Here is a 13,857-nt window from a genome sequence, read left to right on the forward strand (position 1 = left end):
GCTTATCGTGTCGGACAGCGCGCGCCGGAGCCGGCGCGCGGCCCTTTCGCGCCGTTTTTGCGTTTGCCTTCTTCATGCACCGACTTCCGCCCCTGCACGCACTGCAGATCTTCTCGACGGTGGCCCGCCACCGCAGCTTCACCCGCGCGGCCGAGCAGCTGTGCGTCACGCAAGGGGCGGTGAGCCGGCAGATCCAGACGCTCGAGGCGCATTACGGTTTTCCGCTGTTCAAGCGGCATGCGAAGGGCCTCACGCTGACGGCGGAAGGCGAGCAGTTGCTGCCGGTCGTCAACGAGAGCTTTGCGCGGATCGAGGACATCTCGATGAAGCTCACGCGGCAGCGCACCGATCTCGCGCTGAAAGTGCCGACCTGCGTGATGCGCTGGATGCTGCCGCGCATCATGCGCTTCCAGGACGAGCATCCCGATCTCCACGTGCAGATCACGACCGCGTGGCAGCACGTCGTCGATTTCTCGACCGAGCCGTTCGACGCGGCGATCGTCTACGGCACGTCGCCGGGCGCGGGCGTGTTCGCGCTGCCGCTGTTCGACGAGCGGCTGACGCCCGTCTGCGCGCCCGAATTGCGGCAGACGTCGCCGCTCGACTCGGTCGGCGACCTGGTGCGTCACACGTTGCTGCATCCGACCCGCGACCATCGCGACTGGCGCGCCTGGCTCGATTACGCGGGCGAGCGCGGCGTCGATCCCGCGCGCGGGCCGACGTTCGACACGCTCGATCTCGCGACGAACGCGGCGATGCAGGGCTTGGGCGTCGCGGTTGGCGACGTGACGCTCGTCGACGACGACGTCAGCGCGCGCCGGCTCGAACGGCCGTTCGATCTCGTGCTCGAGACGGGCGCGCGCTACTTCTTCGTCTATCCCGAGAACATCGGCAACCAGCAGAAGATCCGCGCGTTCAGCGACTGGATCGCGCGCCACCGCGACTGAGCGGCGCCGCGCGCGTTCACCGAACCGGCGAGCGGAACCCGCCGGGCGTCGCGCCGGCGAGCGGCTTCACTGGTATGTCACGACCGCGATCATCGGTGCGTGATTGTTGCCGGGACGGTTCGGTAAAACGATTGCGCGCGAGGCCTGAGTAAAGGTCGTGGTCTTGATCGCCTGCTGGCTCGCCGCGTCGACGAACGCGATCTGGCCGGTTGCCGGGCGCGGACAGTCGGCGCGTACGCGCCCATTGGCGAGATCGGGCGTATCGAGCGCGAACGAGCAGGGCGGCTCGACGATCATGCCGGAGAAGTGGATGATGCCGGACGCGCCGGCGGCGAAGGACGAGGAAGTGGCCAGAAGCGAGGCAGCCAGGGCGAACGAGGCGGCGATATGGCGGTGCTTCATGACAGGCTCCATAGAGGAAGCGCGTCGCAGCGGGGCCGCTCGGGTGGCAGTCCGTCAACGCCGCGATGCTGTATGCGTAAACGGCAAAACCATTGGGCCTCTTGAATGAAAAAATCGAAATAATGACTATAGGCAAACGATTGCGAATTGCTTGAATCAATGTAGGCCGAATCTGCGCAATCGCAAGTCAGGGAAAAGCCGGGGGGATAAGATCGAACGGCGAACGGTCGTCGCGACCGTTGTGCGGGCAACGGGCTCGCGCCGTCCGGAATGCAAAAACGCCGCTCGTCTCGAGCGGCGTTTTGCGTTGGGGCGAAGGTGCGCCGTTCAGTTCATGCGCTTGCGTACCGCGCCGACGATCACGAGCAGCACGATCGCGCCGACGATCGACGCGATCCAGCCCGCGCCCTGGCCCGGCGAGTACCAGCCGGCGGCGCGGCCGACGTAGCCGGCGATCAGCGAGCCGACGATGCCGAGCACGGCGGTCATCAGGATGCCCATCTTGTCGTCGCCGGGCTTGAGCGCGCGGGCGAGGAGGCCGACGATGAGCCCGACGACCAGGGTTTCGATGAATTGCAGCATGAACGCCTCCCTATTGCGGTTGAGCTGTTGATGAAACGAAGTTGACCCGTGCGGCGCACAAGGGTTCCATGCGGCGGCAAGCCGGCGCGTGGCGTGCCGAGTATCGCATGGCGGCGCGACGTGCGGATGTCACGCAGCCGGCGCGCCCGGCGCAGGCTCGAGACGACGATAGCCTTCGGTTGCGTTCAGCAGCGTGCGCGTGTAGTCGCGCGCCACCTGCCCGGCCCGCACGTCCTCGATCCGGAGCTGCTCGACGATCTCGCCCTGCTGCATCACGGCGACGCGCTGGCACAGGAAGCCGATCACCGCGAGGTTGTGGCTGACGAGGATCATCGTCAGGTTGCGTTCGCGATGCAGGCGTCGCAGCAGGTTCAGGATCTCGGCCTGCACCGACACGTCGAGCGCGGACGTCGGCTCGTCGAGCAGCAGCACGCGCGGCTCGACGATCAGCGCGCGCGCGATCGCGACGCGCTGCCGCTGGCCGCCCGACAACTGGTGCGGATAGCGGAACCGGAACGTGGGGCCGAGGCCGACCTCGGACAGCGCACGGGCGATGCGCGCATCGGTGTCGCTCATGCCGTGGATCGACAGCGGTTCGCGCAGCGTCTGGTCGACCGTGAAGCGCGGATGCAGCGACGCGTACGGGTCCTGGAACACCATCTGCACGTGGCGGCGAAATGCACGATCGGGCGTGCCGCCGACCGGCCGGCCGTCGATCGACAGGCTGCCGGACGCGAGCGGCACGAGGCCCGTCAGCGCGCGCAGCAGCGTCGACTTGCCGGAACCCGATTCGCCGACGAGCCCGAACACCTCGCCGTCGCGCACCGCGAAGCTCGCATCGCGCACGGCGTCGACGTGACCCGTGCGGGTCGGGAAACGGATCGATGCGTGATCGACGTCGATCATCGTGCGGCCTCCTGTCGATCGGCGGGCGTGCCGGCATGCGGCGCGGGTTCGAGCCACGCCGGATCGCGCCGCAGCACGGGCAGTTCGTCCGGCGGGTTCGCGAGCGGCGGGTTCGCCGCGAGCAGCCCGCGCGTATAGGGATGGGAAGCGTTGCGCAGGTCGCGCGCGGCGCAGGTTTCGACCACGCGGCCCGCGTACATCACCGCGACGCGATCGCAGAACGACATCACGAGCGGCAGGTCGTGGCTGATGAACATCAGGCCCGTGTCGTGGCGCGCGATCATCGCGTCGAGCACCGCGAGCACCTGCATCGACACGGCGACGTCGAGCGCGGAGGTCGGCTCGTCGGCGATCAGCAGGCGCGGGCCGGTCGACACCATCATCGCGATCATCACGCGCTGGCCCATGCCGCCCGACAGCTCGTGCGGATACGCATCGGCGACGCGCGCCGGGTCGCGGATCTGCACGGCCGCGAGTGCATCGACGATCCGCTCGCGCAGCGCGCGGCCGCGCAGCCCGGGCTCGTGCAGCCGGAACGCTTCGCCCATCTGCTTGGCGACCGTCATCACCGGGTTCAGCGAATATTTCGGGTCCTGCAGGATCATGCCCATCTGGCTGCCGCACAGCCGCCGGCGTTCGCGCGGCGACATCGCGAGCAGGTCGTGGCCCGCGAAGCGCATCGTGCGCGCCGACCAGCGCGCGGCGTCGGGCAGCAGGCCGAGCAGCGCGCGGCCCGTCAGCGATTTGCCGGAGCCCGATTCGCCGACGATGCCGAGGCGTTCGCCGGGCGCGAGCGTCAGCGACAGGTCGCGCACGGCATCGGTGACGGTGCCGTCGTGCCCGCGAAAGCCGATCTTCAGGCCGTCGATCTCGCACAGCGGCGCGGGCGTGGGGGCGGGGTTCATCGGCATGTCACGCTCCATGACGGGGATCGAAGACATCGCGCAGCCCGTCGCCGAGCAGGTTGAACGCGAGGCTCACGAGCAGGATCGCGCAGCCGGGCAGCGTCGCGACCCACCACGCGTCGAGCAGCACGTTGCGGCCCGACGCGACCATGAAGCCCCACTCGGGGCTCGGCGGCTGTGCGCCGAGGCCGAGGAAGCCGAGGCCCGCGACGGTCAGGATGATGCCGGCCATGTCGAGCGTCGCGCGCACGATCACCGACGACATGCACAGCGGCACGATGTAGCGCAGCAGGATGCGCGGGCCCGACGCGCCCTGCAGGCGGGCGGCGTGGATGAAGTCGGCCTGCGCGATGCGGATCGTCTCCGCGCGCGCGAGCCGCGCATACGCGGGCCACGCGGTGATCGAGATCGCGACGACCGCGTTGATCACGCCGGGCCCGAGCGCGGCCGCGAATGCGAGCGCGAGCACGATCTTCGGGAACGCGAGCGCGATGTCGGTGATGCGCATCAGCACGCTGTCGACGAAGCCGCCGCAATAGCCGGCCGTCGTGCCGATCGCGAGGCCGATCGGCACGACGATCACGACGACGAGCAGCGCAATGCCGAGCGTGAGGCGCGAACCGGCGATCAGCCGCGAAAGGATGTCGCGGCCGAGCTGGTCGGTGCCGAGCCAGTGCGACGGCGAGCCGGGCGGCAGCAGCCGGTCGGACAGCACCTGGCGCAGCGGATCGTGCGGCATGATCAGCGGGCCGACGATCGCGACGACGATCAGCGCGACGAGGATCGCGAGCCCGAACAGGTTGAGCGGGTTGCCGGCGAAACGGCGCCAGCGGCGATACGCGAGGCCGAGTGCGGCCTGCGAGCGCGAGGCGGGTGCGTCGGACAGCAGCCACGCGCGCAGCGTGAGACGCTCGGCGTTCATGGTTGGACGACCTTCGGCATGGGCGATGAAAGAAGCAGGGTGGAAGCTGTCATGTCGTGTCGGCGTCTCAGCGCGCGCGCGGATCGAACACGCGGTACAGCGCGTCGGTCAGCAGGTTGACGGTGATGAACATCGCGCCGATCACGAGCGTCGCGCCGAGCACCGCGTTCATGTCGGCGTTCAGCAGCGCGCCGGTCAGGTACGAGCCGAGCCCCGGCCACGCGAACACGATCTCGGTCAGCACCGAGCCTTCGAGCAGGTTGCTGTAGGTGAGCGCGATCACGGTGAGCAGCGGCACCGCGATGTTGCCGAACGCATGCCGCCAGATCACGCGGCGCTCCGGCAAGCCCTTCGCGCGCGCGGTGACGATGTATTCCTGGCTCAACTGGTCGAGCATGAACGAGCGCGTCATGCGGCTGAGATACGCGACCGAGTAGTAGCCGAGGATCGCGGCGGGCAGCGCGATGTGCGAAACCGCGTTGCGGAACACGTCCCATTCGCCCGCGAGCGCCGCGTCGATCAGCAGGCTGCCCGTGCGCGGGTCGACCATCCCGTCGTACACGGGATCGAGCCGGCCCGGCCCGCCGACCCAGTGCAGCCGCGCGTAGAACAGCAGCAGCCCCATCAGCCCGAGCCAGAACACCGGCACCGAATTGCCGATCAGCCCGACGAAGCGCGCGATGTGATCGATCGGACGGTTGTGCTTCACGGCGGCCGCGACGCCGAGCGGCACGCCGATCGCGATGCCGATCAGCGTCGCGATCGTCGCCAGTTCGAGCGTGGCCGGGAATACGCGCTTGATGTCGTCGAGCACGGGGTTCGCGGTCAGCAGCGACATGCCGAGATGGCCGTGCAGCACGTCGCGCGCATAGATCAGGAATTGCGTGACGAGCGGCTTGTCGAGCCCGAGCGCGATGCGTTCGGCCGCATACGCCTCGGCCGACGCGCGATCGCCGAGGATCGCGAGCACGGGGTCGATCGGCACCTTGCGGCCGATCACGAACGTCAGCGCGAGCAGCCCCGCGAACGTGACGGCGAGCGTGAGCGTCCAGCGCAGCACGCGCAGTGCCCAGCGCACGGCCGGGCGCCGCGCGGGCAGCGTGCGCAGGGCTTCGAGGGAGGAGGCGGGAGTCGACATGCGGTGAATCTTATTGCTTCTTCAGGTTGCGGTACGACACGAGATCGTTGATCGGCCCGACTTCGAGCCCGCTCACGCCGGGCCGCGTCGCGACCTGCGCGACTTTCTCGAACATGATCACGAACGGAGAGCGCGCGAGCATCTCCTTCTGCATCGCCTGATACCGTTGCGCGCGTTTCGCGGCGGTCGGCTCGGCGAGCGCGGCGTCGGTTTCCTTCGTCAGTTGCGGAATGTCCCAGCTGTTGCGCCAGGCCAGCATTTTATAGCTCGACTTGTCGGAATTGTCGGGGTTCCACGCAAAACCCTGCGCGTTGCTGTGCGGATCGATGTAGTCGGCCGACCATTCGCCGATGTAGATGTCGTGCTGGCGCGCGCGGTATTTCGCGAGCGTCTGCTTGTTGTCGCCGGGGATCAGCTGCACCTTGATGCCCGCCTGCGCGAAGTTCGCCTGCACGGCCTGCGCGATTTCGGTGTACGGATAATCGTTGCGCACGTCCATCGTCACCGAGAACCCGTTCGGCACGCCGGCCTTCGCGAGCAGCGCCTTCGCCTTCGCGACGTCGAGCCGGTACGGGTTCGCGTTCAGCGTGCCGAGGAAGCCTTCGGGCAGGAAGGTCTGGTGGACCTTGTAGGTCGTCTTCACCACGTTGCCCTGGATGCCCGCATAGTCGACGAGCCACTTCAGCGCTTCCTGCACGTCGGGCTTCGCGAGCGTCGCATTCTTCGTGTTCAGGCCGAGATACAGCAGCGTCGCCTGCGGCGATGCCGACACCTTCGCCTTGCCGGATTTCACGACCGACGCCAGATCGTCGGGGCTCAGGTCGCGTGCCGCATCGACGTCGCCGTTCTCCAGCAGCAGGCGCTGGCTCGCGGCTTCGGGCACGTGGCGCAGCACGATGCGCTTCATCGCGAGCGGCAGCCGGTAGCCGTCGAAGCGCTGCAGCACGACGCTGTCGCCGGCGGTCCACTTGACCAGCTTGTACGCGCCGGAGCCGGCCTCGTTGGTCTTCAGCCACGCGTTGCCGAAGTCGCTGCCCTGCTGGTGCGACAGCAGCAGCTTCCTGTCGAGCACCGAGGCGGGCCAGGAGCCCAGCACGTTCAGGACGAAGGTCGGCGCGTACTTCTGGTCGGTCGTGACCGACACCGTCAGGTCGTCGAGCTTCTTCACGTTGGCGACGACGTTCGCCTTCGTGAGCCCGATGCCGGTCAGCACGGCCGCCGGCCCCTTGTCGAGCAGCACCGCGCGCTGGATCGACCACGCAACGTCGTCGGCCGTCAGCGGGTTGCCCGAGTGGAACTTGAGGCCGGGGCGCAGCTTGAACGTGTAGGTCAACCCGTCGGTGCTCACCGTCCACGACTGCGCGACGTCGCCGTTGAATTTCGACGGATCGCGCAGGTCGACGCGCACGAGCCGGTCGTACGTGTTCGCGACGTATTCCTCCGGCACCAGCTCGTAGACCTCGCCCGGGTCCAGCGTCGTGAATTCGTCGAGCAGCGTGGCCATCACGAACATGTCCTTCGGCGTTTCCGCATGCGCGGCGGACAGCGGAACGGCGGCGAGAACGGATGCGGCGGCCAGCGCCGCGACGAGCCGGGATGTCAGGGGTTTCATCTGCGCTCCATGTGTCGTTGAAGTCGTTGAACGTGAACGGTGGGGAGAATGCGTCGGGCCATCACATCAGGCGCCACGGGCCGCTTGCCGCATTGTCGATCTGGGGCAGCGCATGCGAGCCGGGCAGTTCGTAGTGCCACCATTCGCTGTCGATGTGCGCGAAGCCGGCCGCGTGCATCACGCCGAGCAGCAGCAGGCGGTTGCGCTGCACGGCTTCGGGCAGCCCCGCGTGGAAGTGGCCGGATGCGGCGACCATCTCGTCGAAGCCGGTGCCCATGTCGAGCGGCTCGCCATCCGCGCCGACGAGCGTCAGGTCGAGCGCGGTGCCGCGGCTGTGATTCGAGCCGCGGCCGAGATCGGCGACGAAGTTCGGATCGGGCAGGAAATCCCACAGCACCTGCTGCGCCTGCGGCGGCCGGTACGCATCGTAGATGCGCAGCGTGAAGCCGGCCTGCGCGGCGACGTTCACCGCGCGGCGCAACGCGGCCTCGGCCGGCGCCAGCAGCAGGCAGTGCGCGCGGCGGTAGATCGGCTTGCCGGTCAGGTTGCGGTCGGTCGCGTAGACGAGGTCGATGTCGACGCGATGGGTGGCGGGCGTGATTTCGACGAGGCGGTGGTCGTTCATTGGCGGTTCGGGTTCGGTCGGGCTCGCTCAGGATTCGAATTGGTCGAACGTGTGCTGCAGTTCGCGGTTGCGCGCGACGCGCCGGTCGATCGCGGGGCCGAGGCGGTCGACCACGGCCGTGATCAGCAGGTTGAACAGGCAGGTGAGCGGTGCGAGCGAATCCCAGAACTGGCCGACGTCGGTCTTCACCTGCAGCAGGTCGGCCGGCCAGTCGCGCGCCCACGGGCACGAGAGGTCGGTGACCAGCGCGAACGGCTGCCCGCGCTCGGCGGCCGCCTGGCAATAGCGGCGCGCGCTGCGCGAATACGCGCGGGTGTCGGTGACGATGCAGTACGGCCGCTCGAATTCGGAGTTCAGCGAATCGACGTACGAGCCCGACTGGCCGTCGGAATAGAACACGCGCGGGCGCAGGTATTCGAGGTAGCTGCTGAACGCGTTGCTGATCCCGCGCGTCGACTGGATGCCGAGGATGAATACCGCGTCCGCATGCGCGATCCGGTCGGCGACCTGCGCGAACACCGGGCCTTCGGCGAGGCGGTACACGTGGCGGATCGCGTCGAGCTCGCGCTCGAGCGACGATGCGAGCGGGCTGTTGCCGGCATCGCCGTTGCCGTTGCCGTGGGCCGGTTGCGTACCCGCGACGCGGCGGTATTCGTCGAGCCGGTCGGTGATCATCCACGGGCGATCGCCTCCGCCGCGCAGCTCGCGTTTCAGGTCGTCGAGATTGCGGTAGCCGACGCTGCGCAGGAAGCGCCCGACCGAGATGCCGCTCGTGCCGGCCTGCTGCGCGATCTGGTCGGCCGTTTCGAGCCCGAGCCGGTCGAGGTTCGCGAGCATGTAGCTCGCGATGCGCTTCGCGGTCGGCGTGAGCTCGGCGTAGCGGGATTCGACGGTACGGGCGAACGCGCAGGTCATCGGCTGTTAGATCGTTGTCGTCTGATGATCGAATGTCATCCATCTAACGAAGCCAAAATCATTCGCGCCAGCGGATAAAAACTATGGTGTGAGGATAGGTGATAGGGTCGGAAGTGCGTTCGACGGTGGGGCGGTCCGCGCCGGAAGGGGCTTGGTTTTATCTCTGTCAGGAATAATTTGCGTTTATGTCTGATGGAGATAATTTGCGTTTATGTCTGTCAGGCATATACTGCATTTATTGTCTTCGGGGATCCATGCCGTGAACTTCATCGTCAATACGTCCGCGCAACTGGGCGAAATCCTGTCTTCCGCGCGTCAGGCAAAGGGCCTGACACAAGCGGAAGCGGCCGGGAGAATCGGCGTGGGCCAGTCGCGCCTGTCGTCGCTCGAAACCACGCGTACCGAAAGCCTGTCGCTTAGTCAGTTGCTCGAGTTGACCGCGCTATACGGTCTCGAACTCAGCATCCGCACGAAGGACGGGCACGACGCAGCCGACGTCGAGTGGTAAGCGATGGGACGCAGAACGCACACGCGCGCATTGTCGATCTGGACGAACGGCCAGCGGGTCGGCACGTGGCGGATTCCCGCGCGCGGCGACATGGAACTCCTGTACGACGCCGACTGGAAACAATCAGCCGTCGGCCGCCCGTTGTCGCTGTCGCTGCCGTTCGGTGTCGGCGAAGCACCGCTGCGCGGCGAACGCGTGAATCACTTCTTCGACAACCTGCTGCCGGACAGCGATGCCATTCGGCGCCGCCTGGCCGCCCGGTTCGGCACGGCGACGACCGAGCCGTTCGATCTGCTCGCCGCGCTCGGCCGCGACTGCATCGGCGCGGTGCAATTGCTCGGCGAGGACGATGCGCCGACCGGCCTGAATCGCATCGACGGTACGCCGCTGTCGGACGACGACGTGGCACGCGTGCTCGATCAGGCGAGCGGGGTGGCGACGGCAGGCGGGGACGACGACGATTTCCGGCTGTCGCTGGCCGGCGCGCAGGAAAAGACCGCACTGCTGTTTCATGACGGGCGCTGGATGCGCCCGCATGGCGCGACGCCGACGACGCATATTCTGAAATTGCCGCTCGGGCTGGTCGGCAACAAGCGGGCCGACCTGACGGCCTCCGTCGAGAACGAGTGGCTGTGCCTCGCGATCCTGCGCGCGTTCGGCCTGTCGGTCGCGCAGGCGGAAATCGTGCGTTTCGGCGCGCACAAGGTTCTGTCCGTCGCACGCTTCGATCGTGCGTTTCATCGCGATGGCGGGTGGCTGTTGCGCTTGCCGCAGGAGGACTTCTGCCAGGCGCTCGGCGTGCCGCCTCATCTGAAGTACGAGTCGCACGGCGGCCCCGGTGTGCCCGATCTCGCAGGCCTCCTGCGCCGCTCCGAAACGTCGCGGGAAGATCTCGACACGTTGTTCGCCGCCCTGATCGTGTTCTGGATGCTTGCCGCACCGGACGGGCATGCGAAGAACTTCAGCCTGCGCCTGCTGGCGGGCGGCCGTTTCCGGCTGACGCCGCTTTACGACGTGATGTCGATCTGGCCGGTCGAAGGCGACGGCGCGAACCAGTGGTCGTGGCACAAGGCGAAGCTCGCGATGGCCGTGCACGGCAAGCGCAAGCACTATGCGATGCGCGACATCACGCGACGGCACTTTAGCGCGATGGCCGAGCACTGCCTGCTCGGCGATATCGCGACGCCGATCGTCGAACGGCTCGTCGCGATGACGCCGCATGTGATCGAATCGGTCGCCGCGGCGTTGCCGCCCGGCTTTCCGGCACGGGTCGCGGAACGGATTCTGGGCGGCTTGAGGTTTGCCGCGCAACGGCTCGACGCGATGCCGCGAGAGTGAACCGCTTCCGGTCGCGGCGCAGGTCGCCGGTTTCCGGCGTATCCGCATCCGCACGGGCCCGCTCGAAACGATCGGTGATTCGAATCGGCCGCGTCGTATCCCGATCTCGTGTTGTCGCCATGCAGGGTCGTCACGACCGGGCGCAATCGTATCCCCTCATTTACCGAAATCCGTTCCCTTCCCGCCATCCCGCTGCACCGCAATAATTACAAAATTAAAGTCGATCAGCTTAAGTCATTAATTCAGGTTAATAATTCATTTAATTTATTCGTCGAATTGTATTTAACTTGCGTGACGGGATGTTCGATTTTCGATAATCCGAAAAACGGCATGTGTTCCGTAATGGGAATTCACTTGATCGCAAGAATGAAGGAGAAGTCATGACGAATCTTTCTCGACGCAGAATGCTGGCGAATACGGCCGGCGCCATTGCCGCCGCCGGTATTGCGGTATCGGCCAAGGCCGCCTCGTTCGGCAATCCGGACAGTCCGCCGGAAGGCGCGGTCAATGCGCGCAACCGTCAGAGCCTGACCGATCCGGGGCCCAAAAATCCGGCTATCGCCAACCAGTTTCCGTCCTTTCAGGATCCGCCGGCCACCGATATCAACGGCATGCCGTTATTCTGGGCCTCGTTCAATAATGCGCATAAAAGAATTCAAAATGGCGGATGGGCGCGTGAAGTCACCCAGGACGATTTTGCGATTTCCGAAACCATTTCCGGCGTCAACATGCGCCTGACGCGCGGCGGCATTCGCGAGATGCACTGGCACCAGCAGGCCGAGTGGGCCATCATGCTCGACGGCCGGTGCCGGATCACGGTGCTCGACGAACTCGGGCGGCCATCGGTGCAGGACGTGAAAACCGGCGATCTCTGGTATTTCCCGCCCGGCCTGCCGCATTCGCTGCAGGGCCTCGGCACCGACGGCGCCGAATTCCTGCTCGCGTTCGATAACGGCCGCGCGTCCGAATTCAACACGCTGCTGCTGACCGACTGGGTCGCGCACACGCCGCCCGACGTGCTCGCGCTCAACTTCGGCGTGCCGGCCGACGCATTCCGGAACATCCCGCTCGACAACCTGTGGATCTTCCAGGGCGACGAACCGGGCCCGCTCGCGGAAGCCCAGCGCGCATCGGCATCGGCGGCAGGGGCGCCGCCGCATCCGTTCATCTTCTCGCTCGGCGACATGAAACCGGTCAGGAAGACCCGCGGCGGCGAAGTGCGGATCGCGGACAGCACGAACTTCAACGTGTCGACGACCGTCGCGGCGGCGCTCGTCACCGTGCATCCGGGCGGCATGCGGGAGCTGCACTGGCACCCGAACGCGGATGAATGGCAGTACTACATGCAGGGCGAGGCACGGATGACCGTGTTCGACACGGGGCCGAAGGCGCAGACGGCCGACTTCCGCGCGGGCGACGTCGGCTACGTGAAGAAAAGCCTCGGGCACTACGTGCAGAACACCGGCAACACCGATCTGGTGTTCCTCGAGATCTTCAAGACCGACCGCTATGCGGAAGTGTCGCTGTCCGACTGGCTCGCGCATACGCCGCCGAAGCTCGTCGAAGCGCACCTGAACGTCGCGCCGGACGTGATCGCGCAGTTTCCGCGCAACCGTCCCGACGTCGTGCCGCTGTAACGCCGCCGCTGCCGCCGCGGCCGGCAGCCGACATGCCGGCCGCGGCGCCCGACCTTCAGGAATCCTGCCTCATTCGAACGGAACACCACCATGATTCCCGTCACGAACAAACCTGCCGGCAGCTTCGCGCTGCCGAGTCTGCCTGCCGGGCACACCGGCCACACCGGCCACCCCGACGGCGCGGCGCGTGCCGCGCTGGAAGGGCGCCGCACCGGCGTCGCCGCGCTGCTGCCGTTCGTCGGCCCGGCCGTGATCGCGTCGATCGGCTATATGGACCCCGGCAACTTCGCGACCAACATCCAGGCCGGTGCCGCGTACGGCTACCGGCTGCTGTGGGTCGTGCTGGCCGCGAACGCGATCGCGATGCTGTTCCAGGCGATGTCGGCGAAGCTCGGCATCGTGACCGGCCGCAATCTCGCGGAGCTGTGCCGTGACCGGTTTCCCGCGCCGGTCGTATGGGGGATGTGGGTCGCGTCCGAGATCGCCGCGATGGCGACCGATCTCGCCGAATTCCTCGGCGGCGCGCTCGCATTCGGGCTGTTGTGCCACCTGTCGCTGTTCGCGGGGATGATCGCGACGGCGCTCGCGACCTGCGCGATCCTCGCGCTCGAAAAGCGCGGCTTCCGGCCGCTGGAAGCCGCGATCGCGGCGCTGGTCGGCGTGATCGGCGCGTGCTATCTCGGCGAACTGCTGATCGCGCCGCAGGACTGGCATGCGGCCGCGTTCCACCTGGTCGTTCCGCAGATTCCGGATCGCGCGGCGCTGACGATCGCGGTCGGGATCATCGGCGCGACGATCATGCCGCACACGCTGTATCTGCATTCGGGGCTCACGCAGGATCGCACCGCGCCGCGCGACGATACGGAGCGGCGGCGGCTCGTGCGCTTCTCGAATCGTGAGGTGGTCGTCGCGCTCGGGCTGGCCGGGTTCGTGAATCTCGCGATGGTGATGATGGCGTCGTCGGCGTTTCACGCGAGCGCGCCGGGCATGACCGACATCGGCGACGCGTATCACACGCTGATCCCGGTGCTCGGGCCGGCGGCCGGCGCGCTGTTTCTCGTCGCGCTGCTGACCTCGGGCGTGTCGAGTTCGGTGGTCGGCACGATGGCCGGGCAGGTCGTGATGCAGGGCTTCATCCACCGCCGCATGCCGGTCTGGGTGCGGCGCGCGGTGACGGTCGTGCCCGCGTTCGCGGTGGTCGCGCTCGGCTGCGACGTCACGCGCGCGATGGTCGCGAGCCAGGTGGTGCTGAGTTTCGTGCTGCCGATGCCGATGATCGCGCTGCTGATGCTGTCGGCGCGCGCGGACGTGATGGGCGCTTACGCGATGCGGATGCCGCTGCGGATCGTCGCCGGCGCGGCAACGGTCGTGATCGTCGGGTTGAACGCGTACCTGGTGTGGGCGGCATTCAATTGACCGG

General features: G+C 67.2%; 14 protein-coding genes. 5 read left to right on the forward strand and 9 right to left on the reverse strand.

Going from position 1 to position 13,857, the window contains the following annotated elements; all coding sequences use genetic code 11:
* The first annotated feature begins 74 nt into the window (after positions 1 to 74).
* On the forward strand, positions 75 to 947 hold the full coding sequence (locus tag ACTJLD_RS20810) for a LysR substrate-binding domain-containing protein (protein WP_027791898.1): 873 nt from the start codon (positions 75 to 77) through the stop codon (positions 945 to 947).
* A 66-nt stretch (positions 948 to 1,013) separates the two neighbouring features.
* On the opposite strand, the gene ACTJLD_RS20815 is transcribed toward ACTJLD_RS20810, so the two are convergent.
* The 9 genes from ACTJLD_RS20815 to sapR all read right to left on the reverse strand — a co-directional run bounded on the left by ACTJLD_RS20815 (position 1,014) and on the right by sapR (position 8,954).
* Entirely contained in the window at positions 1,014 to 1,349 is a 336-nt protein-coding gene (locus tag ACTJLD_RS20815) for a hypothetical protein (protein WP_059697445.1), read from the reverse strand.
* 327 nt (positions 1,350 to 1,676) lie between these two features.
* Positions 1,677 to 1,931, reverse strand: a complete 255-nt coding sequence (locus ACTJLD_RS20820; RefSeq protein WP_027791896.1) for a GlsB/YeaQ/YmgE family stress response membrane protein — start codon at positions 1,929 to 1,931, stop codon at positions 1,677 to 1,679.
* A gap of 129 nt (positions 1,932 to 2,060) precedes the next feature.
* Complete coding sequence (locus ACTJLD_RS20825) at positions 2,061 to 2,837, reverse strand: ABC transporter ATP-binding protein (RefSeq protein ID WP_059697443.1); 777 nt, start codon at positions 2,835 to 2,837, stop codon at positions 2,061 to 2,063.
* The gene (locus tag ACTJLD_RS20830) at positions 2,834 to 3,748 is read right to left on the reverse strand and encodes an ABC transporter ATP-binding protein (RefSeq protein WP_060359213.1); all 915 of its coding nucleotides are present in this window, start codon (positions 3,746 to 3,748) and stop codon (positions 2,834 to 2,836) included. Before ACTJLD_RS20830 ends, ACTJLD_RS20825 begins: the two co-directional genes overlap by 4 nt.
* Before the next feature lies 1 nt (position 3,749).
* Positions 3,750 to 4,664, reverse strand: a complete 915-nt coding sequence (gene nikC / locus ACTJLD_RS20835; RefSeq protein ID WP_027791893.1) for a nickel transporter permease — start codon at positions 4,662 to 4,664, stop codon at positions 3,750 to 3,752.
* Positions 4,665 to 4,731: 67 nt separating this feature from the next.
* On the reverse strand, positions 4,732 to 5,802 hold the full coding sequence (locus tag ACTJLD_RS20840; protein ID WP_027791892.1) for an ABC transporter permease: 1,071 nt from the start codon (positions 5,800 to 5,802) through the stop codon (positions 4,732 to 4,734).
* A gap of 10 nt (positions 5,803 to 5,812) precedes the next feature.
* Positions 5,813 to 7,414 carry an ABC transporter substrate-binding protein gene (locus ACTJLD_RS20845; RefSeq protein ID WP_059496889.1) on the reverse strand — a complete coding sequence of 534 codons (1,602 nt, stop codon included), beginning with the start codon at positions 7,412 to 7,414 and terminating at the stop codon, positions 5,813 to 5,815.
* A gap of 61 nt (positions 7,415 to 7,475) precedes the next feature.
* Positions 7,476 to 8,039 carry a D-alanyl-D-alanine dipeptidase gene (gene ddpX, locus ACTJLD_RS20850; protein WP_027791890.1) on the reverse strand — a complete coding sequence of 188 codons (564 nt, stop codon included), beginning with the start codon at positions 8,037 to 8,039 and terminating at the stop codon, positions 7,476 to 7,478.
* A 27-nt stretch (positions 8,040 to 8,066) separates the two neighbouring features.
* The gene (gene sapR / locus ACTJLD_RS20855; protein ID WP_334009864.1) at positions 8,067 to 8,954 is read right to left on the reverse strand and encodes a sap1 transcriptional regulator SapR; all 888 of its coding nucleotides are present in this window, start codon (positions 8,952 to 8,954) and stop codon (positions 8,067 to 8,069) included.
* Between the two features lie 259 nt (positions 8,955 to 9,213).
* On the opposite strand from sapR, the gene ACTJLD_RS20860 reads away from it, so the two are divergent.
* From ACTJLD_RS20860 to ACTJLD_RS20875, 4 genes are all read left to right on the forward strand, one after another.
* The gene (locus ACTJLD_RS20860; protein ID WP_021161351.1) at positions 9,214 to 9,462 is read left to right on the forward strand and encodes a helix-turn-helix domain-containing protein; all 249 of its coding nucleotides are present in this window, start codon (positions 9,214 to 9,216) and stop codon (positions 9,460 to 9,462) included.
* A 3-nt stretch (positions 9,463 to 9,465) separates the two neighbouring features.
* Positions 9,466 to 10,800, forward strand: coding sequence for a type II toxin-antitoxin system HipA family toxin (locus ACTJLD_RS20865; RefSeq protein WP_440659530.1), 1,335 nt, complete (start codon positions 9,466 to 9,468; stop codon positions 10,798 to 10,800).
* Between the two features lie 380 nt (positions 10,801 to 11,180).
* Positions 11,181 to 12,437: an oxalate decarboxylase family bicupin gene (locus ACTJLD_RS20870; protein ID WP_334002193.1), complete on the forward strand. Its 1,257-nt coding sequence runs from the start codon at positions 11,181 to 11,183 to the stop codon at positions 12,435 to 12,437.
* Between the two features lie 90 nt (positions 12,438 to 12,527).
* The gene (locus ACTJLD_RS20875; protein WP_060206753.1) at positions 12,528 to 13,853 is read left to right on the forward strand and encodes an Nramp family divalent metal transporter; all 1,326 of its coding nucleotides are present in this window, start codon (positions 12,528 to 12,530) and stop codon (positions 13,851 to 13,853) included.
* The last annotated feature ends 4 nt before the right edge of the window (positions 13,854 to 13,857 follow it).

This window comes from Burkholderia sp. 22088 (genome assembly GCF_052045915.1).
Classification (GTDB): Bacteria; Pseudomonadota; Gammaproteobacteria; order Burkholderiales; family Burkholderiaceae; genus Burkholderia; species Burkholderia cepacia.

What these genes read in the sequence shown, in the direction of transcription:
- ACTJLD_RS20840 (WP_027791892.1), bottom strand. Translation starts at nt 5,802, where the DNA reads ATGTCGACTCCCGCCTCCTCCCTCGAAGCCCTGCGCACGCTGCCCGCG.
- ACTJLD_RS20830 (WP_060359213.1), bottom strand. Translation starts at nt 3,748, where the DNA reads ATGCCGATGAACCCCGCCCCCACGCCCGCGCCGCTGTGCGAGATCGAC.
- sapR (WP_334009864.1), bottom strand. Translation starts at nt 8,954, where the DNA reads ATGACCTGCGCGTTCGCCCGTACCGTCGAATCCCGCTACGCCGAGCTC.
- nikC (WP_027791893.1), bottom strand. Translation starts at nt 4,664, where the DNA reads ATGAACGCCGAGCGTCTCACGCTGCGCGCGTGGCTGCTGTCCGACGCA.
- ACTJLD_RS20810 (WP_027791898.1), top strand. Translation starts at nt 75, where the DNA reads ATGCACCGACTTCCGCCCCTGCACGCACTGCAGATCTTCTCGACGGTG.
- ACTJLD_RS20875 (WP_060206753.1), top strand. Translation starts at nt 12,528, where the DNA reads ATGATTCCCGTCACGAACAAACCTGCCGGCAGCTTCGCGCTGCCGAGT.
- ACTJLD_RS20825 (WP_059697443.1), bottom strand. Translation starts at nt 2,837, where the DNA reads ATGATCGACGTCGATCACGCATCGATCCGTTTCCCGACCCGCACGGGT.
- ddpX (WP_027791890.1), bottom strand. Translation starts at nt 8,039, where the DNA reads ATGAACGACCACCGCCTCGTCGAAATCACGCCCGCCACCCATCGCGTC.
- ACTJLD_RS20870 (WP_334002193.1), top strand. Translation starts at nt 11,181, where the DNA reads ATGACGAATCTTTCTCGACGCAGAATGCTGGCGAATACGGCCGGCGCC.
- ACTJLD_RS20845 (WP_059496889.1), bottom strand. Translation starts at nt 7,414, where the DNA reads ATGAAACCCCTGACATCCCGGCTCGTCGCGGCGCTGGCCGCCGCATCC.
- ACTJLD_RS20820 (WP_027791896.1), bottom strand. Translation starts at nt 1,931, where the DNA reads ATGCTGCAATTCATCGAAACCCTGGTCGTCGGGCTCATCGTCGGCCTC.
- ACTJLD_RS20815 (WP_059697445.1), bottom strand. Translation starts at nt 1,349, where the DNA reads ATGAAGCACCGCCATATCGCCGCCTCGTTCGCCCTGGCTGCCTCGCTT.
- ACTJLD_RS20865 (WP_440659530.1), top strand. Translation starts at nt 9,466, where the DNA reads ATGGGACGCAGAACGCACACGCGCGCATTGTCGATCTGGACGAACGGC.